Source organism: Burkholderia sp. Ac-20365 (assembly GCF_017104715.1).
GTDB lineage: Bacteria > Pseudomonadota > Gammaproteobacteria > Burkholderiales > Burkholderiaceae > Paraburkholderia.
Genome location: NZ_JAAGPI010000015.1, coordinates 165,980 through 184,431 on the forward strand (window position 1 = coordinate 165,980; position 18,452 = coordinate 184,431).

At 60.9% G+C, this 18,452-nt stretch carries 17 protein-coding genes; 7 read left to right on the forward strand and 10 right to left on the reverse strand.

What is annotated here, in order from left to right:
• The first annotated feature begins 214 nt into the window (after positions 1–214).
• A complete protein-coding gene (locus tag G3O01_RS25220) occupies positions 215–565 on the forward strand; it encodes a BON domain-containing protein (RefSeq protein ID WP_205809143.1) in 351 nt (116 codons plus the stop codon).
• A 127-nt stretch (positions 566–692) separates the two neighbouring features.
• On the opposite strand, the gene G3O01_RS25225 is transcribed toward G3O01_RS25220, so the two are convergent.
• Genes G3O01_RS25225 through G3O01_RS25235 form a run of 3 tightly spaced genes read right to left on the reverse strand, consistent with a single transcriptional unit; the run spans position 693 to position 3,843 of the window.
• Positions 693–1,934 carry an amidohydrolase family protein gene (locus G3O01_RS25225; protein WP_205809145.1) on the reverse strand — a complete coding sequence of 414 codons (1,242 nt, stop codon included), beginning with the start codon at positions 1,932–1,934 and terminating at the stop codon, positions 693–695.
• A gap of 50 nt (positions 1,935–1,984) precedes the next feature.
• On the reverse strand, positions 1,985–2,482 hold the full coding sequence (locus G3O01_RS25230; RefSeq protein WP_205809154.1) for a GAF domain-containing protein: 498 nt from the start codon (positions 2,480–2,482) through the stop codon (positions 1,985–1,987).
• Positions 2,479–3,843: an MFS transporter gene (locus G3O01_RS25235; protein WP_205809156.1), complete on the reverse strand. Its 1,365-nt coding sequence runs from the start codon at positions 3,841–3,843 to the stop codon at positions 2,479–2,481. Before G3O01_RS25235 ends, G3O01_RS25230 begins: the two co-directional genes overlap by 4 nt.
• A 159-nt stretch (positions 3,844–4,002) precedes the next feature.
• On the opposite strand from G3O01_RS25235, the gene G3O01_RS25240 reads away from it, so the two are divergent.
• From G3O01_RS25240 to G3O01_RS25250, 3 genes are all read left to right on the forward strand, one after another.
• Positions 4,003–4,917: a LysR family transcriptional regulator gene (locus G3O01_RS25240; RefSeq protein ID WP_205809158.1), complete on the forward strand. Its 915-nt coding sequence runs from the start codon at positions 4,003–4,005 to the stop codon at positions 4,915–4,917.
• A 152-nt stretch (positions 4,918–5,069) separates the two neighbouring features.
• Positions 5,070–5,843, forward strand: coding sequence for an ABC transporter substrate-binding protein (locus tag G3O01_RS25245; protein WP_205809159.1), 774 nt, complete (start codon positions 5,070–5,072; stop codon positions 5,841–5,843).
• Between the two features lie 32 nt (positions 5,844–5,875).
• Positions 5,876–6,712 carry a phytanoyl-CoA dioxygenase family protein gene (locus tag G3O01_RS25250; protein ID WP_205809162.1) on the forward strand — a complete coding sequence of 279 codons (837 nt, stop codon included), beginning with the start codon at positions 5,876–5,878 and terminating at the stop codon, positions 6,710–6,712.
• A 375-nt stretch (positions 6,713–7,087) separates the two neighbouring features.
• On the opposite strand, the gene G3O01_RS25255 is transcribed toward G3O01_RS25250, so the two are convergent.
• Positions 7,088–8,035 carry a LysR substrate-binding domain-containing protein gene (locus G3O01_RS25255; RefSeq protein WP_205809163.1) on the reverse strand — a complete coding sequence of 316 codons (948 nt, stop codon included), beginning with the start codon at positions 8,033–8,035 and terminating at the stop codon, positions 7,088–7,090.
• A 127-nt stretch (positions 8,036–8,162) separates the two neighbouring features.
• Here G3O01_RS25255 and G3O01_RS25260 point away from each other — a divergent pair, with 127 nt between their 5' ends.
• The 3 genes from G3O01_RS25260 to G3O01_RS25270 are packed head-to-tail and all read left to right on the forward strand — an operon-like array spanning position 8,163 to position 11,539.
• On the forward strand, positions 8,163–9,236 hold the full coding sequence (locus tag G3O01_RS25260) for an aromatic ring-hydroxylating dioxygenase subunit alpha (protein WP_205809165.1): 1,074 nt from the start codon (positions 8,163–8,165) through the stop codon (positions 9,234–9,236).
• Between the two features lies 1 nt (position 9,237).
• On the forward strand, positions 9,238–10,401 hold the full coding sequence (locus G3O01_RS25265; RefSeq protein WP_205809167.1) for a 2Fe-2S iron-sulfur cluster-binding protein: 1,164 nt from the start codon (positions 9,238–9,240) through the stop codon (positions 10,399–10,401).
• A gap of 16 nt (positions 10,402–10,417) precedes the next feature.
• Positions 10,418–11,539, forward strand: coding sequence for a DUF2817 domain-containing protein (locus G3O01_RS25270; protein WP_205809168.1), 1,122 nt, complete (start codon positions 10,418–10,420; stop codon positions 11,537–11,539).
• Between the two features lie 4 nt (positions 11,540–11,543).
• Here the strand turns inward: G3O01_RS25270 and G3O01_RS25275 are convergent, their stop codons facing one another.
• The 6 genes from G3O01_RS25275 to G3O01_RS25300 all read right to left on the reverse strand — a co-directional run bounded on the left by G3O01_RS25275 (position 11,544) and on the right by G3O01_RS25300 (position 18,235).
• A complete protein-coding gene (locus tag G3O01_RS25275; RefSeq protein ID WP_205809170.1) occupies positions 11,544–12,371 on the reverse strand; it encodes an ABC transporter permease in 828 nt (275 codons plus the stop codon).
• A 30-nt stretch (positions 12,372–12,401) separates the two neighbouring features.
• Positions 12,402–13,655: an ABC transporter permease gene (locus G3O01_RS25280; protein WP_205809217.1), complete on the reverse strand. Its 1,254-nt coding sequence runs from the start codon at positions 13,653–13,655 to the stop codon at positions 12,402–12,404.
• A 45-nt stretch (positions 13,656–13,700) separates the two neighbouring features.
• Positions 13,701–14,747 (reverse strand): ABC transporter substrate-binding protein, encoded by a 1,047-nt coding sequence (locus tag G3O01_RS25285; protein WP_205809172.1) that lies wholly within the window; start codon positions 14,745–14,747, stop codon positions 13,701–13,703.
• A gap of 1 nt (position 14,748) precedes the next feature.
• Entirely contained in the window at positions 14,749–15,936 is a 1,188-nt protein-coding gene (locus G3O01_RS25290; protein ID WP_205809174.1) for an ABC transporter ATP-binding protein, read from the reverse strand.
• Positions 15,937–15,968: 32 nt separating this feature from the next.
• Positions 15,969–17,117, reverse strand: coding sequence for an SRPBCC family protein (locus G3O01_RS25295; protein WP_205809183.1), 1,149 nt, complete (start codon positions 17,115–17,117; stop codon positions 15,969–15,971).
• A gap of 191 nt (positions 17,118–17,308) precedes the next feature.
• Entirely contained in the window at positions 17,309–18,235 is a 927-nt protein-coding gene (locus G3O01_RS25300; protein WP_205809185.1) for a LysR family transcriptional regulator, read from the reverse strand.
• Between the last annotated feature and the right edge of the window lie 217 nt (positions 18,236–18,452).

Consider the following 18,452-nt stretch of genomic DNA (forward strand, 5'->3'; position numbering starts at 1 on the left):
ATCAGGAATGGCGCCGGCTGCGTGTGAACGCGGTAAGGCTTTTTGAAGCGCGGCTTAATGGTTATGCAAGGGCGCCGATCCTATCGTGAATGAGAATGATTATCAACAAGTCTTTAAAAAAGCCACGCCTTTTTATTTTTTTAGGACCTGATCTGCAGCTTCCCACGATGGCAGGCATCATATGGCGGGGTTCCCTTCGACAACAGGAGATGTAATGAACGTAATCAGAACACTCAAGCTGGCTGGCGCTGCATTGACCGTTTTCGCCTCCGTCACCGTATGGGCGCAGGACAGCGGGACGGCGGCTTCCGCACCGCAAACGACATCGAAGAAAGCTGTTAGAAAGGCGGATCGCGCACTGAGCAGGAAAGTGCAGTCCGCGCTGTCGAAAGGCGGCATCGACACCTCGGGCATCAATGTGCTGGTGAAGCCGGGCGGCGCGGTCACGCTCGCGGGCGGCGTCACCGATCCGACGCAGGTCGACAAGGCGACGTCGATCGCGAAGGGTGTTTCTGGCGTCACGTCGGTCAAGAACGCGCTGACCATCCGCGAAGGCGGGCAGTAAACACGAAGGCTCTCACTTGCCGGGCGCAAGTGAGAGCCTGTCCGGGCATCGACCGGACGCTCTCAGGTTCAGGTTCTGCAAGGCCGCGACCCGTTCGCTCGGGTCGGGCCGTTTCGGCCCAGCCCGCTCACAACTCCTCGAACTGGATCGCACCGCCTTTCATCACGAGCGGAATGCGTTCTCCCTGACCCAGCAGACACGAGATATCGCGCAACGGATTGCCGTCGACAACGATCAGATCCGCCCATGCGCCCGACGCGATGCGTCCGAGCTTGTCCGGCAGGCCGAGTACTTCGGCCGCCGTCGTGGTCGCGCTGGCAAGCGTTGCCGCGTTGCCCAGCACTTCCGCGCGAATGCGGAATTCTTCGCTCTGCAAGCGCTGCGAAGGCCCCAGCAGATCGGAGCCGTAACCCATCTTCACGCCCGCATCGCGATAGATTTCGAGCGAGCGCAATCCCGCTTCGCGCACATCGGCGATCTTCGCCACGCTTTCTTCGCCCAGACCATACTGCGCGCCTTCGGAAGCCAGCGCTTCGTAGGTGATGAGCGTCGGCACGACGTACGCGCCCATTTCGGCCATCAGTTTCGCGGTCGGCGCATCGATCAGGTTGCCATGCTCGATCGTGCGCACGCCCCAACGCACGACGCGCGCAATCGCATCGGCCGTGTACGCATGCGCCATCACGTAGGTATGACGCGCCCGCGCTTCTTCGACGATTGCCCGTACTTCGTCTTCCGCATAGCCGTATGCGCCGACGGGATCGGTCGGCGATGCGACACCGCCCGACGCCATGATCTTCAGATGGTCCGCGCCCATCTGCAATTCTTCGCGCGCTGCGCGGCGCACTTCATCGACGCCATCGGCGACGCGCGCCAGCGCGCCGACCCGCACACAGCAGCCGCAAGGCGCGCTGTTGCCGAGGTAATCAGAACGCGCGCGCATGTCGCCGTGTCCGCCCGTCTGGCTAAGCGCGCGTCCCGCGACGAACAGGCGCGGTCCGACGGCCAGCCCGCTTTCGACTGCCTGTTTGTGCGGATAACCCGCGCCGCCCGCATCGCGCACGGTGGTGAAGCCACGCCGCAGCATGTCGCGCATGATCGGCACCGAGCGCAGCGTGACGAGCACGTTCGGCATATGCACTTGCTGAGAAAGATTCAGTTGCACGGCCACGACGTGCACATGCAAGTCGATCAAACCCGGCATCAGCGTTTTGCCGCGCAAATCGATTTCGCGCGCGGCGGTGCTTTTCAACGGCCTATCGGACACTTCCTTGATCAGACCGTTTTCGACGAGCACGTGATGTGCTTCGCGCACTTCGCCGCGCTCGACATCGAGCAATCCTGCGTTGGTGAAAAGAATGCTGTCCACGCGTTTCCCCAAAAGGTTCGTTCAATGATGCGATCCGCTGCTGGCCGTTTTCAGGCTTCGTCGAGCAGCGCTGGCAGGGCGTATTGCGCGAGCGACTGCGCGAGCGGGACGTGATCGTCGCGATACCAGGCGCGCGTATGCAACAGATTCAGCGACGCCAGCGTGCGTCCTTTCCAGCGCACGGGCACGTTCAGCACGCTCTCGCAACCAAGCGATGCAATCAGTTCGTGATCCGCGAACACGGCGCGCAGATCGTCCCGCGTCTTGCCGATAAACGCTTCGCCGCGCGTCAGCACGATGTCGGCCCAGTTTCCGCCCGACAGTGCCTTCTTCGCGGCCGTCGGATACTCGGCCGGTTTGTTGCTGTAGATACGCGCCGATTCGTTCGTCGCGTCGTCGTAACGCAGGATCGTGAAGAGCGTATGGCCGATGGTATCGGCGAGTACCTTGTCGAGCGCGTGATAGAGCGCCGACGGCTGGTCTTCTTCCGCATGCGCGTGAGCCAGCGCGACAAACGCTTCCAGTGCCGGTTCGTAGGGCGCGTTCATGCTGCTTCTCCCGCAGCGATATCTTCGAGCGAGCGTCCGCGTGTGGGCACGCCCATCACGACGACGGCGATCGCGCCGAGCAGCAACACGACCGTCGTCACACCGAACACGCCCGCGAATCCGAAGTTCGGATACAGGTAGCCGACGAGAATCGGCGACACGATTGCGCCGATGCGTCCAATCGCCGATGCCGTGCCCGCGCCCGTCGTGCGCACCGCTGTGGGAAAGACCTCTGCCGTGTATGCGTACACGCCGGCATACGTGCCGTTCATGAAGAACGACAGCCCGATGCCCGCGGCCATGATTTCCTCGTTCGTGCGGGCGAACGCCATGCCCAACGCGCACACGCAGCCGAGCAGCATGTAGGTGGCGATCGTTGCCTGCCGGCCGATGCGCTCGTTGAACCACGACGCGCTGAAATAACCCGGCACCTGCGCGACATACATCGCAACCGAATAGCCGAAGCTGCGCATGATGCTCATGCCGTGCTGCACGAGCAGGCCCGGAATCCACGTGAAGAACGCGTAGTAGCTGAAGGTGATGGACAGCCACATCAGCCACGTCATCGTCGTGATGCGCGCCTGACGGCCCATCCACAGTGCGCGAAAATTCGCGGCCAGCGTGCCGGTTTGCGCCAGCGGCGCGGCGCTCGGGCCGACGCGTTCCGGATCGGGCAGTGCAATGCCGCGCGCCGCGAAGCTCGCTTCGATGCTATCGAGAACGCGGTTCGCTTCATCCGTGCGTCCACGGCTTTCCAGCCAGCGCGGCGACTCAGGCAGCGAACGGCGCCACCACAGCAGCATCAGGATCGGCACTGCGGTAATGAGCAGCACGATGCGCCAGCCGTTGTTCGACGCAGGCACGATGAAGTAGCCGAGCAACGCGGCGGCGACGAAGCCGAACGAAAAGAACCCCGCCAGGGCGCCCGTAAAAATGCCGCGATACCGCTTGGCGACGAATTCGGCCAGGTACGGCGCGATGATCGCGCTCTCCGCGCCCGTTCCCATTCCGGCGATGATGCGCGAGGCCAGAAAGGTCGGCCACGAATCGGTCATCGCGCTGACGACGGACGCCGCGCAATAGATTAGCAGCGCCGTCATCATCACCTTGCGGCGGCCGATCAGATCGCCGAGCGTGCCCGCGAGCAGCGCGCCGAAGAAAAAGCCGATGAAGTTACCGCTGCCCAGCACGCCCGTCTGCACGCTGGACAGGCTCCAGTCGTGACGCAGTACGGGCAGGACGAAGGCGACGGCGGCGGCGTCCATCGCGTCGAATGCGTAGCCAAGACCGCCCATCAACAGCAGATGCCCGTGAAAGCGTCCAAACGGCAGACGCTCGATGCGTGCGGAAACATTTGACACGTTGCGCTCCTCGAGTCTCGATGAATCTCGACATTCAGAAGGTCCGGCGGCTCGGCTTGCGGCCCATGAACCTTGATGTGAGGCCGATTCTATGGCTTGTCGAACGTCATAAATATTTATATTCTTGATCCCGTACATTGATACGGTGAATGAACGGTCATGAGCTTCCGGTCACTCGATCTGAATCTGCTGAAGGTATTCGAAGCCCTGATGACGGAGGGCGCCGTGACGCGTGCCGCGAGCAAGCTGTCGCTCACGCAGCCCGCTGTCAGCAACGCGCTGAGCCGCTTGCGCGAAGCGTTCGACGATCCGCTTTTCATCCGCAACGGCGCGGGGGTCACGCCGACGCAACGGGCGATGGCACTGTGGGGCCCGGTCGGCGATTCGTTGAGCCGCATTCGCGCGGCGCTCGATGAAGAAACGTTTACTCCCGGCAGTGCCGAGGCCAGCTTCAGTCTGTCGATGTCGGACTACGTGGCGGGTATCGTGATGCCGCGCCTTATCGAGCGGTTTGGAGAAAGTGCGCCGCGTCTGCAATGGCACACGGTGCCGAACATCCTGCTCGACGCGCCTGCGCTGCTCGAAGGCAACCGCGTCGATTGCCTGATCGGCGTGTATGTGAACGAGACACTGCCGCCTGCGCACATCCGTTCGCGTTCTTTGTGGACGGTAGAGTACGCGTGCGTGATGCGGCGCGGCCATCCGCTCGCCGCGCCCGGCCGGATGACGAGCAAACGCTTTCTGAACGCACGTCATGTCGACATCAGCCTAGCGGGACAGACGCAGCCTTCGTTCGATATCTATCTTGCGTCGCGTGGCCTGAAGCGCAATGTGGTCGCGACGGTCAACCATTACACGGTGGCCTGCGAGATCATTCGCTCGAGCGATCTGATCGCCGTATTGCCGCGCGATCTGTGCGAGCGCGGTGCGATGGCGGGCGATCTCGTCAGCGTGCGCGCACCGCTCGAAGCACCGGAGCGTGTCATCAGCCTGTTCTGGCATCAACGCAACGAGACGGTGCCGGCGCACCGCTGGCTGCGCGACCAGTTGGTCGATATGTTCGCTTCGCCTTGAATGTGTCCCGATCCAGACTTTAGAAAATCTAAATCATCTGCGATCTGTGGGCCTCTATTCTTCGTTTTTTTGAGTTCCTATGCTCATCCGTAATCGACGGACAAGCGGACTGTCCGTTTTCTCAACGGTTGCTGTCTGGAACGGGGTTGCTCATGAAGAAGCCGCTGGTTTGTCTTGCACTCTTGCTCGCCGCATTGTCTGTGCACGCAAAGGAACTGACGGAGTTGAAGTTCGGCGTCGATCCGACTTACGCGCCGTTCGAATCGAAGGCACCTGACGGCAAGCTCGTCGGCTTCGAGATCGATCTTGGCAATGAGATCTGCCGGCGCCTGCACGCGAAATGCGTGTGGGTCGAAACGGCATTCGACGGCATCATTCCCGCGCTGCAGGGACGCAAGTTCGACGCGATCCTGTCCGCCTTGTCGATCACGCCGAAACGCGAAACACAGGTTGCATTCTCTACGACCCTGTTCAACACGCCGAGCGGCCTGATCGGACGCGCAGGCGCCAGCCTGCACCCGACCGTTGAATCGCTGAAGGGCAAGAACGTGGGCGTCGCGCAGGGCTCGACGCAAGAGGCCTACGCGAAGGCATATTGGGCGCCTGCCGGCATCAATGTCGTGTCGTACGCGAATCAGGAACTGGTCTACACGGATCTGCGCTCGGGACGCCTCGATGCGACGCTGACGGATATGATCTCCGGTAACGAGGGTTTTCTGAAGACGGCGCAAGGCAAGGGCTATGCATTCCTCGGCGCGCCCGTGAATGACCCCAAGACGCTGGGCAAGGGCGCAGCCATCGGTCTTCGCAAGGACGATGCGCAATTGCGCGAGATGATCAATCAGGCAATTGCCGATATGATCAAGGACGGAACCTATCAGAAGATCGAACGCCGCTACTTCGATTTCGACATACTGAACGGCTAAAGCGATTCGATCGCGCCTTATATGGAGACACCATGCTGCAAGAGATCGACGCGCGCCTCGAACGCGCGGTGACGCCGGAACTGATCGCAGACTTTCGCCGCGATGGCGCAGTGTGTATCCGCAATATTTTCACCGCCGATGAAATTGCACTGCTGCGCGAAGGTATCGAACGCAATCTTGCGCAGCCGAGTCCGCGCGCAAAGGTCGCGAGCCGTCCCGACGATCCCGGCTGGTTCTTCGAAGACTTCTGCAACTGGCAAGACAACGATGCGTATCGGCGCTTTATTTACGAGTCGGCGGCACCGGCTGCTGCGGGCGCATTGATCGGCGGTGAGAGCGTGCGGCTGTATCACGACCATCTGCTCGTCAAGGAGCCGAATACGCGGCAGCGCACGCCGTGGCATCAGGATCAGCCGTACTACAACATCGAAGGTTCGCAGAACGTCAGTATGTGGATTCCTGTCGATCCTGTTACGCGTGAATCGACGCTGGAGTTTGTGGCTGGTTCGCATCTTGGGCCATGGCTGATGCCGCGTACCTTTATGGACAATCAGGCGAAATGGTTTCCTGAAGGTAGTCTCGCGGATCTTCCGGATATCGAGGCCGATCGGGCGGCGTATCCGATTGTTGGATGGGCGCTCGAGCCGGGCGATATGGTGTGCTTCAATATGCTGACCTTGCATGCTTCAGGCGGTGTCAGCGGTAACACGCGGCGGCGTGCGTTTTCGGTTCGGTTCATCGGGGATGATGTTCGGCATGCGCCGCGTCGTTGGCGTACTTCACCTGATTTTCCTGGGCTTGATGCTCAGTTGCCTGACGGCGCGGTGATGGAGCATCCTTTGTTTCCTGTGGTGTGGCGAATGGGTTGAAGGTTGGTTTTGTCTTGCGACGCTGGTTTGGTTTGCTTTTGTTTTTGTCTTTGCTGGCATCCGCGAGTTGTTATCGGTTCTTCATGCGTTGCCCCTGTGCGGGGCGGCACCTACTTTTCTTTGCCGCGGCAAAGAAAAGTAGGCAAAAGAAAGCCGCTAACACCGCCAGCCCTTGTTTCCGCCTGAGGGCCCCCAACAGTTCTTATCCTTCACGCGGCAATCACTCCGTTCGAGGCCCGTTGCCAACGCCTCGAACCTGCGCCTCACCCACTTCAATCACCCGTGGCACCGCGTGCGGCAGCGAATGGTTAATGCCGCCCAGGTGGCAAACTGTGTGTAGGTCGTGGTGCTTCGCTCGCATTTCAGCGCGCCTTTTTACGCCTTTGCGCTCAGCATGCTGTCGTTGATTTGTTGTTGTTCCTTGCCGCGCATCACTAGCCACCGGTGGAAGCTGCGGCAATGTGGTCTGTCGAATGCGTTCGGTTTCCACGTCAGGAAATACGGCCACGGTAGTGACAGTCCCAGCGCAAACGGCATGACGAGCCGGCCTGCGGCCAGGTCGTCGCAGACCATCGAGCTTTGCGCGAGCACGAAGCCATAGCCGTCGATTGCCGCCTGTATCGCGACGCTCGATAGCGAAAACACCTGGCGGTTCTCGTTCAGTTCACTGCAATCGACATCGTTGGCAATGAACCACTCGCCCCACGACGGCGGCGACGCGAACTTGGGCCGCCAGTCCACCGATATCAATGGATAGCTCAAAAGCTCCGCGGGCGTCGAGAGCGGTGCGCCCGTCGCAAGCAGTCGCGGGCTGCAAACAGGTACGACGTAGTCGCGGAACAGTTCGACGGAATTGTCGACGTTCACTATACGCTCGCCATAGCTGATGCGAAAGTCGATGTCGTATCCATCCGGCGACGGCTCCGTGTGCGTGCCGTCGAGATATACGCTCAGACCCGCGTGCTGGCTTTGCCATTCGAGCATGCGCGGCGCAAGCCATTTCGATAGCAGCGACGGCAATGCGCTGACGCTGAGATTGCGCGTGTTCTTCGCACGCTCTATCTCCGCATGCGCGACACGCAGGCTTTCAAACGCAGCCGCGCAACTCTCGTGATACTGGCGCCCGATGGTCGTGAGGCGCAGCCGCTTGCCGTCCTTCTCCGTGAGATGCAGTCCGAGTGTGTCTTCGAGCAGCTTGATCTGCTGGCTGACTGCGCCCGCCGAAATGCCGAGGCGCTTCGCCGCCTCCGTCACGCCGCCACATCGGCCCACCGCTTCGAACACCTGCAGCGCGCGCAATGGAGGAAAGCTGTTCGTCGTCATTGTGTGAGTGAGGATAGGTTCGACGGTTTAGAAACTCTAAACGAACAGCCAGAGTTTGACATCTGTTCTTTTATGTTTTGGCTTTTTATTCTGTCCGGCAACGAAACTGGATAACGGAGGCCGCGCAATGTTTCTGAGGAATGCATGGTACGTCGCTGCGTGGGACGCGGAAGTGACGCACACACTCATGCCCGTGACGATCCTCGGCGAGCCTGTCGTGCTGTATCGGCGCGAAGATGGCGTGCCCGTCGCGCTCGAAGATGCATGTCCGCATCGCAAGCTGCCTCTGTCAATGGGAAGGCTGATCGGCGATCAGGTCGAATGCGGTTATCACGGCCTCACGTTCGACTGCGAAGGTGCATGCGTGCGCGCGCCCGGCAGCGCGCGCATTCCGCCCGGTGCGAAGGTGCGCAGCTATCCGCTGGCGGAGCGCTATGGCTTGCTGTGGATCTGGATGGGTGATGCCGAACACGCGGACGCCGACAATATCGTGCAGATCGACGAATGGGGCGATCCCAACTGGGGCGTGAATCGCGGCGATGCGATGACGGTGGATTGCCACTATCTGTACGTCACCGACAATCTGCTCGATCCGTCGCATGTTGCGTGGGTGCATCCGTCGTCGTTTGGCAATGCAGCGTGTGAGGCTGAGCCGCTGAAGACCGAGGTTGCTGCACGTGGTGTGACGGTTTCCCGCTGGATGCGGGATGTAGACGTGGCGCCGTTCTACGCGCAGTTCGTCAGCTTCGAAGGGCGATGCGACCGCAAGCAGCACTATGAAGTGCGCTTTCCGTCGCACGCGATCATCAAGGCCATTTTTACGCCGGCAGGAACGGGCGCCGATGATGCGCCGCTCCATCCCGACGTGTTCCTGATGAACTCGTACAACTTCATGACGCCCGTCGACGAGTCGCACACGCGTTACTACTGGTTCCAGACGCGTAACTTCGCACCGAATGACGAGCAGGTGTCGCGGCAATTCGATGAAGACGTGCGCCACGCGTTCGAAGAAGATCGCGTCGTGTTGACGGCTGTTCATCGCGGAATGCAAAACGCCCGCACGCCGAACATCGATCTGGCAATCGATGCAGGACCGCTGCGTTTCAGGCGCGCACTCGCGCAGATGATCGAACGCGAACAGCAGACTAACGTTGCACCCGCGCCTGTGTATGTGGTCAGCCGCCAGCGCGCGGAGCACTGACATGAATGTTGCCGCCGACACGACATTGCCGACTGTGCCGGATGCACCTTCGAGATTCAGGCGCTTTCGCGTAGTGCGGCGCACGCAGGAAAGCGCGTCAATTGTGTCGTTCGAACTCGTACCCGCCGATAACGCAGCGCTGCCGCCGTTCGTTGCAGGGCAGTTCGTGACGCTGCGCCTGCCGTTGCCATCCGGCGAGCGGTTGTTGCGTACGTACAGCCTGTCGGGCGATCCGGCCGATACCACGCGCTGGCGAATCTCCGTCAAGCGCGAGCCTGGCGGCGACGATGTGCCCGAGGGACGCGGCTCTTCCTGGTTGCACGCGTGCGTTCATGCCGGCGACGAACTGGAACTGGCGGGACCGTCGGGCGCATTCGTGTGCGGCAACGACATCGAACGGCCCGTTGTGCTGATGAGCGGCGGAGTCGGGTTGACGCCGCTCGTCAGCATGTTGCATCGCTTGCGTGCGATGGACGGCGGGCAAGAACGGCGGGTGCATTTCATTCACGCCTGTGAAAACGGCGCCGTGCATGCGTTCCGTGATGAGGTCCGTGCCATGGCTGCCGCGCATCCGCACGTCCAGGTGCACTTCTGTTACCGGCTTCCGTCGGTTGAAGATCGCGAGTTAAAGCATTTCGACAGTGAAGGGCTGATTTCAAAAGACACGTTGCAGAGCCTGTTGCCACTCGACGATTACGAAGTCTATTTATGCGGTCCACCCGCATTCATGCAGACAAACTGGCGGCTCCTGCGCAGCCTTGGCATTGCACGTGAACGCATTCATTACGAGTTCTTCGGGCCTGCGACGGTACTCGAGGAAGAGCCTGTGCCTGCAGCGTCAGGGAAGGCCGCAATCGTGCAAGCAGCGAAGCCAGACCGCGCCGCGTCACGTTCGACTGTCCGTTTTCATCCGCGAACCGAACCCGTCGCATGGGATCCCGCTTGCGCGTCGCTGCTCGATTTCGCGGAAAAGCACGGCTACGCGCCCGCATTCAGTTGCCGGACGGGCATCTGCAATACCTGCGTGACGGGTTTGATCGACGGCGACGTGGCGTACACGGAAGAACCGCTGGAGCCTCCATTGGAAGGCACCGTATTGTTGTGTTGCGCAAAGCCCGCAGGATGCGTTACGTTGGCGCTTTCCGAAGCAGCAGAAAACGTTTGATTCATCCAGAGGCTTTATGACGATCAGCTTTCCCGTCGAACCCGATTTCGACACGCAGCGCAATCAGTTTCTCTCCGCCGCGAAGTCGGCCGGTGCCACCGTGACGTCGTATGCCCATCCTCTGAAAGGACCGAAGGGCGAAGCGCTCGCGACCGACGTCGCGTGGCTCGGCAAGCCGGATGCTTCGCGCGTGCTGATGACGCTGTCGGGCACGCATGGCGTGGAAGGCTATTACGGCTCGACGTGTCAGTCAGCATGGCTGCGCGAACTTGGAACGCAGACGTTGCCGGACGATGTCGCCGTGTTGATGGTTCATCTGATTAATCCGTGGGGCACAGCGTGGGTCAGGCGCGTGAACGAAGACAACATCGACCTGAATCGCAACTTTATCGACTTCACGGCCGGGCCGCCTGCGAATCCGCGTTATGAAGAGCTACATGAAATCTACGCGTGTCGCGACATCGACGGCCCTCAACGTCAACATGCCGATGCGCTGCTGGCGAAGCAGATCGAGGCATTAGGCTGGTCGGGCGTGCAGTCGATTGTCGGCGCGGGCCAGTATCGTCATGCGGACGGGCTTTTCTACGGCGGGCAGCAGGCTACGTGGTCGAACCGCACGCTGCGCGACATCGCAGCACGTTTTCTCAAACCGGCTCAGGTCGCGATTGCGTTCGATCTGCACACGGGCGCAGGCGCATTCGGTCATCCGATGCTGATGTCGATCACGCAGTCCGCGTATCCGGCGCTCCCGGATGCGCAGCGTCTCTTTGGCCCGTGGCTCTATACGCTGATCACGCATGCCGATGCAGCCGCGAGCGAGACGGGCGTGGTCGCGCGTGCCACAGGCTACACGTCGCAAGCAATGCTGGACGCACTGCCCGATACGCATCTGATGCAACTGGTGATCGAATGCGGCACGTATCCCGAAGCGCCGATGCATACCGCCTTGCGTGACGACCACTGGCTGCATCTCTACGGCGATCCGTTCGATGTGCGTGGCCGCGCAATCAGCCGCGCGCTGTTCGAATCGTTCATGCCCGCCGACACCGACTGGCGCGAACTGGTGTGGACGCGCACGCGCCAGATCTGGACGCGTGCGCTGGCTGCGCTGCCCGGCATCACGCCCGGGCAGCGGTAAAGTCTCAGGCCAAAGCCCGGCTCGCGGCCGCAGCACGGCCGCGCAGCCAGTTGATGCTTGCGAACAGCAGCACAGCGAAAACGATCAGCATCGTCGCGACGGCGAGGATAGACGGATCGATCGAATCGCGGATGCCGCTCCACATCTGGCGCGGCACTGTGGTCTGATCCGGTCCGCCGATGAACAGGATCACGATCACTTCATCGAATGAGGTCGCGAACGCGAACACGCTGCCCGTCGCAACGGCGGGCGTGATCAGCGGCAAGGTGACGCGCCTGAATGCGACCCACGGCTTTGCGCCAAGACCCGATGCGGCACGCAGCAGGCTTTGATCGAACGACAGCAGCGATGCCGTCACGGTGATCACCACGAACGGCGTGCCGAGCGCCGCATGCGCCAGCACGACGCCCGGATACGAGTTAACAAGGCCCAGCGGCGCAAAGATCAGATAGAACCCGGCCGCAACGACGACGATGGGCACGATCATCGGGGAAATGATGATCGGCATGATGAGCGAGCGCAGCGGAAATTGCGTACGGCTCAAGCCGAGCGCGGCGAGCGTGCCCAGGCAGGTTGCGATCAGCGTCGATGCCGCGCCGATGCCCAGACTGTTCAGCAACGCGCGCTGCCAGTCGGAACTCGTGAGTGCCTGCTCGTACCAGCGCAGCGAAAAGCCTTGCAACGGGTACGAGAAGTACGAGCCTGAATTGAACGAGAGCGGAATGATCGCGAGAATCGGCGCGATCAGAAAGAACAGCACGATGGCTGTGTGCGCGCGTACCCAATGTCCCGCGATGCGCTCGGTCAGTACTTTCTTCCGTTGGTTTTGCATGTCGGTTCCTCGTCGTCGTGCACGTGTGACTCAACCGAAGCGCAAACGGTCGATGCCGACGATGCGGTTGAACAGAAAATAGAAGATCGCAGTGAAGATCACCAGATACGCCGAGAGCGCGCCTGCAAGTCCCCAGTTGAGCTGCGTATTCGTCTGCATCGCGATGAGCTGGCTGATCATCTCGTCACCGGCGCCGCCGAGCAGCGCGGGCGTGATGTAGTAACCAAGCGCGAGCACGAACACGAGGAAGCAGCCTGCACCGACACCTGGCAGCGTTTGCGGCACATACACGCGCACGAATGCCGTGAACGGATGGGCGCCGAGCGATTGCGCTGCGCGCACATAGATGGGCGACACGCTCTTCATCACCGAATAGATCGCGAGAATCATGTAAGGCAGCAGCACATGCGTCATGCCGATCAGCACACCCGTGCGATTGAAAATGAGCGGCAACGGATGCGAAGCGAGGCCGAGTCCCATCAGCAGACTGTTGATGACACCACCCGGTTGCAGCAGCACGTACCACGCCGTCGTGCGCACCAGCAGCGATGTCCAGAACGGCACGATCACGAGCAGCATCAGACGGTTGCTGCTTTTGTCGGGCAGATTGGCGAGCATCCACGCGACGGGATAGCCGAGCAGCAGGCAAAGCAGCGTGACCGTTGCGCTGATCGAGATCGTGCGCAAAAACGCTTGCCGGTAGACGGATGCATTGGCAGGCAGGGACTCGATTGAGCCTTGCGGCGTGACTTGCGCATCGACGGCGGCGAGCAGATAGTCCGGTGTCGGCGATGCGGCGGCGCGTTTCAGCAGGCGCCATGTTTCAGGGGAATTCCAGCGCTCGTCGAGATCGACGAGTGCGGGTTTCCATGCGGATGGCGCGTCGGCGGGAATGTTGCGCGCGGTGCGCATCAACAGACTGCGGAACTCCGGCTGCGCGAAGTTCAAACGGCGCGCAACCGTGCCCAGTTGTCCGCTTGCCTGTGCGGATTTCAGTCCGGCCGCGAGCAGGGCGAATGTATGCTCGTCCGGTACGCCGCGTCCATCCCACGCATTGAGGGCCCGCGTGAGCGCAGGCATGCTGTCAGGCACTTCGTGATTCTGCACGCTGCGGGCGAGCAGCAATGCGATCGGTGCGATGAACGTTGACAGCAGGAACAGGATCAACGGCAGCGCGAGCAGCAGCGCCTGAGTCGATGCGCGGCGGCGCGCCTTCTGGAAAGACGCGCGGCCGCCGGCTCTCGACGGAGAGCCCGAAGCCGTGGCTTGGGCCGATACGGGCATGCTTGGATTCACGTCGGGCTCTCTTTGCTCGGTTTAAACAATGCTTTACTGCGTCAGCCAGGTCTGGAAACGCTTGTTGATCTGGTCTGCGTTGTCGGCCCAGAAGTTCGCGTTGATCTGCAATGCACGCTTGAAGTTCTGCGGCGAAGTCGGCAGATCGCTCAGACGTTGCTTGTCGACGAGTGCGATTGCGTCCTTGCGCGGCGGCGCATAGGCGATGTACTTCGACAGATCCGCGTACGCCTTCGGCTGCGAGGCCGAGACGATGAACTTCGCCGCTGCGTCCGCGTGCTTCGCGCCGGTCGGGATGCCCCACCAGTCGAAGTCATAGACCTGCGCGTCCCAGACGGCCTTGAAGGGCTTGTTGTCCTTCTTCGCGGCATCGTCGATACGGCCGTTGTAGGCTTGTGTCATCACCACCGCACCGTCAGCCAGCAGCTGCGGCGCCTGCGCGCCCGATTCCCACCAGACGATGTTCTTCTTGATCGTATCGAGCTTCTTGAACGCGCGATCGACGCCAGCGGGCGTGGCGAGTACCTTGTAGACATCTTTCGGATCGACACCGTCGGCAATCAGTGCCCATTCCATCGACACCTTCGGCGACTTGCGCAGACCGCGCTTGCCCGGGAATTTCTGCAGATCGAAGAAGTCGGCGACGGTAGTCGGCGCTGTCTTCAGCTTGCTCGCATCGTAGGCAAAGACGGTCGACCACACCATGCTCGCAACCGCGCAATCGCTGATCGAACCGGGAATGAAATCGCTCGTCTTGCCGAGCGTCTTCTTGTCGAACTTCTGCAAGAGACCTTCGTCGCAGGCGGTGATGGCATCGTTGGTTTCGAGGTCGATCAGATCCCACGTCGTGTTCTTCGCCTGTTCCATTGCGGAGAGCTTGGCGAGGCCGCCGTCGTACGATTCCGTCGAGAAGCCCACGCCCGTTGCCTGCGTGAACGGCTCGAAATAAGCCTTCTTTGCAGCGGCTTCATAAGCGCCGCCGAAGGTCACGACGGAAAGCGTTTCTGCGGCCCACGTACTGGCAGTCGCGAAAGCAAATACGGAAAGGGCGGCAAGTTGTGCCTTGAGATGAGTGCGCATGTCAGTTGGCTCCTGCGGGTGCGGTTGTAATAATGGAAGGTGACAGGGACGGCGTTGAGTAATTGGCGGGCGCATTACGCTGCGCGCTGGCGGTTGCTGCGAGAATCTTGCAGTCGTCGTGGCGCCATGCCACTTCGACCATGTCGCCCGATGCAGGCAGCGCATGGCGCTGCGTATTCGGCACCTTGACGACGATGCTGTCGCGCGAGCCGAGCTTCAGATGCACGCGATGATGATCGCCGCAGTACACGAGTTCTTCGACACGCGCCTGCACGACGTTGCTATCCGCATCGATCTGCGTGCCTTCCGCGCTCGGGATATGCGCGCGCTCGGGGCGCAGCGCGAGCATCGCGTCATCGCCTTCACGCAAGCCGCTTTCGCAACGGCCACGGATGATGCTGCCGTCGGCGAGTGCAAGCGTGGCCTGATCGCCGCTCACGTTCACCACGCGGCCCGTCAGTCCATTGTTCTCGCCGACGAAGTTCGCAACGAACGCGTTTTGCGCATTCTCATAGAGTTCGCTGGGCGTCGCTGCCTGCTGGATGCGACCATCGGAAAACACGGCAACGCGGTCCGACATGGTCAGCGCTTCCGCCTGATCGTGCGTCACATAGACGATGGTCAGTGACAGTTCGCGATGCAGCCGCATGATTTCGTATTGCATCGTCTCGCGCAGACGCTTGTCGAGTGCGCCGAGCGGTTCGTCCATCAGCACGACACTCGGCTCGAACACCAGTGCGCGCGCCAGCGCGACACGCTGCTGCTGTCCACCGGAGAGTTGCGAAGGACGCCGGTTCGCCAGATGCGGCAACTCGATCATCTCGAGCGCGCGCTTCACACGCGTCTTCTGTTCGGCACGGCTCACGTGACGAACAGAAAGCGGAAACGCCACGTTCTCGGCAATCGTCAGATGCGGAAAGAGCGCGTAGTTCTGGAACACCATGCCGATGTCGCGCTGATGCGGCGGCTTGTCGTCGAGCCGTTTACCATCGAGACGAATCTCGCCTTGCGTGGGCGTTTCGAAACCGGCGAGCATCATCAGCGTCGTGGTCTTGCCTGACCCGGACGGTCCGAGCAGCGACAGGAATTCGCCCTTGCGCACGTCGAGGTTCAGATCGTCGACGACGTAATGCGCGCCGTCATACGATTTGCTCACGCCCGAAAATGATATGTAGGAAGGGTTTGACATCGTGCTTGCGTCCTGTCGGTGTTGCGTCGAAATCAGTGCGTGCCGATCTTCGCGGCGAGATAGCGCGCGAAGTCGTAATTGGGGCGTTCGAGATGACTCAGATTGCCGGGCTTCGCAAGCGGCGCATGCACGCCGCGAAACACGGCTTCTACGCCGCGCCGGTCTTCCGCGTTCACATCGTCGAGCAGCTTTTTGAGCGTCGCCATGTACTCGTGCGCTTGTGGATCGGCGATGAACTCAGGCGCGAGGCCGCCGCCGAAGCGGATATGGACGCGGCCCACGCCTTCCGGTTGCAGCACGAGATACCAGAAGTAGCCGGGCGTCAGCGTCACGAGATGCGTCGGATAGATCGCGAGCAACGCCGTCGTCTTGCGCCAGTGACCCGTGAGACGCGTGTTGTCGGGATGCGCATTGCCGATCGGCAAAGAAGCTTCCTTCGTGATCCAGTGATAGTTGAAGGCGGGAAGTCCCGGCGGACATTCCATTTCTTCGAGCCGCGAATGCGGGCCTACCGTCGCGCGATGCAGCATCGGCAGGTGATAGCTCTCCATGAAGTTTTCCGCGAGGATCTTCCAGTTCGTGTCCCACACGTGTTCTTCATAGAAAGTTTCGATGTAGTCCGTCATGCCGTATGCGCCGATCAGTTCGCTCAATTCGGCAAGCCGCTTGTGAACGGGCAGGGCATGCTCATCGAGCGTCACGTAGATCCAGCCTTGCCATTCCTCACACCGAATGGCAGGCAGACGATAGCTTTCCTTGCAGAAGCCTTCCTGACGATCCATCAGTGGCGCGCCCTTCAGCGCGCCATCGAGCGAGTAATTCCACGCGTGATACGGACACACGATGCGGCGCACATTGCCGCGCCCTTCGAGCAGCACCGACATGCGATGCAGGCACACATTCGACATCGCCTTTAGCTGCATCTGTTCGTCGCGCAACACGACGACAGGCTGATCGCCGATACGTGTAGTCAGATAGTCGCCGGCCTCTTTAAGCGTGCTCGCGCGGCCGACGCACTGCCATTCGCGCGCAAAGATGTCGCGCTCTTCCAGCGCAAGAAACTCGGGGGACGTGTAGACGCCGGGCGGCATTGCGTGCGCGTCGCTGAATGGCCGTTCGCAACCGGTCTGCAGTTCATCGACAAGCGCTTGCACTGTGATCGTCCTGGCCGGGTTTGCCATGCCGCCCTCCTTGTATCGAGCTTGCGAGAGCGCGCCTACGCTGGATTGCGCGGCATTGCGCTCGACATGGACATCAATCTATCAAGCCAAATTCCCAGCCAAAATATTGTTTTTGGATGCAAAACAAAGGTTTTACCTATACAGCCGACACACTGCCATGAGGTGCTTTTGACGCACGTTTTAAACCGTGTTCAAGAGTCCAGATGCAGCCGCCGGATATAGGTCTCGCAATACGACGCGAACCGTTGCACGACTTGCCGTGGCCGCATCGTGCGCGATTGCGCGATGCCGAGCGTGGTCGCGTTGACGTTGTCCTTGAAGCGCTTCACGACGAAGTCTTCGCCGTCGACGGTGCGGTTCGATTTGAGCGGAAAGTTGAGGATGCTGTAGCCGAGTCCATTGGCCACCATGCCGCGTACGACTTCCGGTTGCGACGAGCGGAATGCCGGTACGGGGCGGCTGCCGACGGTATCGAACAGCGCCGCGAAATACTCGCGGCTATGCGGCAAATCCAGCATCACATAAGGCTCGTGCAGCAGATCCGCCAGCGACACTTTGCGCGCGCGTGCAAGCCGGTGAGAGGTCGGCAGGATCACATACGGCGGTAATGACAGCAGCGGCGTGAAGACGATGTCCTCGCTCAGATCGAGGCTATAGGTCAAAGCTATGTCGAGCGAACCGTCGTGCAGGCCGCTTAACAGACCGTCCTGATGCGCTTCGACGGTTCGAAACGAAATGCCCGCATGCTCGCTGGCAAAGCGGCTGATGAGCCGCGGCATCAACGGCGGCGCAAGCGAGACGAGGCAGCCGAGCGCAATCGAACCCGTCATGCCGCCGTCCATTTCCTTGGCGGACGTCTGCAATTCTTCCGCAATCTTCAGCAGATTGCGCGCCTGTCCAAGCAGATCGCGGCCCGCCTGCGTCAGCGACAGTCCGCTTGCGTGATGACGGATGAAAAGCTGCACGCCGAACGATGATTCGAGGTCCGCGAGCGCCGTCGAAATGGATGGCTGGGAAATATGCAGACGCCGCGCGGCGGCCGTGAACGACAGCGCTTCCGCCGTGACGACGAAGTAACGCAACTGACGCAGCGAGTAACGCAGGGGATGGCTTTCCATCGGCAATGCTCCATATTCGGGCGTTCGTGAGCACCATTGTGAGGCGTTCAAAAATCGCTGCATAGGTAAATCCGATGCGATGCATTTTTTAAATATATTTTTCAGATTCGGAGGGCGCGCGTAGATTCTGGACCACGACAGCTGATTCACGGCGCAGCGCGCCGAGTGGTTTGCATTCATTGAATGCAAGGCCATGACGGCTCGGATCAAATCGCCT

Excerpts from the sequence above, each read along its gene's own strand:
- G3O01_RS25255 (WP_205809163.1), bottom strand. The coding sequence starts at position 8,035 with ATGACGACGAACAGCTTTCCTCCATTGCGCGCGCTGCAGGTGTTCGAA.
- G3O01_RS25220 (WP_205809143.1), top strand. The coding sequence starts at position 215 with ATGAACGTAATCAGAACACTCAAGCTGGCTGGCGCTGCATTGACCGTT.
- G3O01_RS25265 (WP_205809167.1), top strand. The coding sequence starts at position 9,238 with ATGAATGTTGCCGCCGACACGACATTGCCGACTGTGCCGGATGCACCT.
- G3O01_RS25285 (WP_205809172.1), bottom strand. The coding sequence starts at position 14,747 with ATGCGCACTCATCTCAAGGCACAACTTGCCGCCCTTTCCGTATTTGCT.
- G3O01_RS25300 (WP_205809185.1), bottom strand. The coding sequence starts at position 18,235 with ATGGAAAGCCATCCCCTGCGTTACTCGCTGCGTCAGTTGCGTTACTTC.
- G3O01_RS25240 (WP_205809158.1), top strand. The coding sequence starts at position 4,003 with ATGAGCTTCCGGTCACTCGATCTGAATCTGCTGAAGGTATTCGAAGCC.
- G3O01_RS25280 (WP_205809217.1), bottom strand. The coding sequence starts at position 13,655 with ATGCCCGTATCGGCCCAAGCCACGGCTTCGGGCTCTCCGTCGAGAGCC.
- G3O01_RS25290 (WP_205809174.1), bottom strand. The coding sequence starts at position 15,936 with ATGTCAAACCCTTCCTACATATCATTTTCGGGCGTGAGCAAATCGTAT.
- G3O01_RS25230 (WP_205809154.1), bottom strand. The coding sequence starts at position 2,482 with ATGAACGCGCCCTACGAACCGGCACTGGAAGCGTTTGTCGCGCTGGCT.
- G3O01_RS25245 (WP_205809159.1), top strand. The coding sequence starts at position 5,070 with ATGAAGAAGCCGCTGGTTTGTCTTGCACTCTTGCTCGCCGCATTGTCT.
- G3O01_RS25295 (WP_205809183.1), bottom strand. The coding sequence starts at position 17,117 with ATGGCAAACCCGGCCAGGACGATCACAGTGCAAGCGCTTGTCGATGAA.
- G3O01_RS25260 (WP_205809165.1), top strand. The coding sequence starts at position 8,163 with ATGTTTCTGAGGAATGCATGGTACGTCGCTGCGTGGGACGCGGAAGTG.
- G3O01_RS25270 (WP_205809168.1), top strand. The coding sequence starts at position 10,418 with ATGACGATCAGCTTTCCCGTCGAACCCGATTTCGACACGCAGCGCAAT.
- G3O01_RS25250 (WP_205809162.1), top strand. The coding sequence starts at position 5,876 with ATGCTGCAAGAGATCGACGCGCGCCTCGAACGCGCGGTGACGCCGGAA.
- G3O01_RS25275 (WP_205809170.1), bottom strand. The coding sequence starts at position 12,371 with ATGCAAAACCAACGGAAGAAAGTACTGACCGAGCGCATCGCGGGACAT.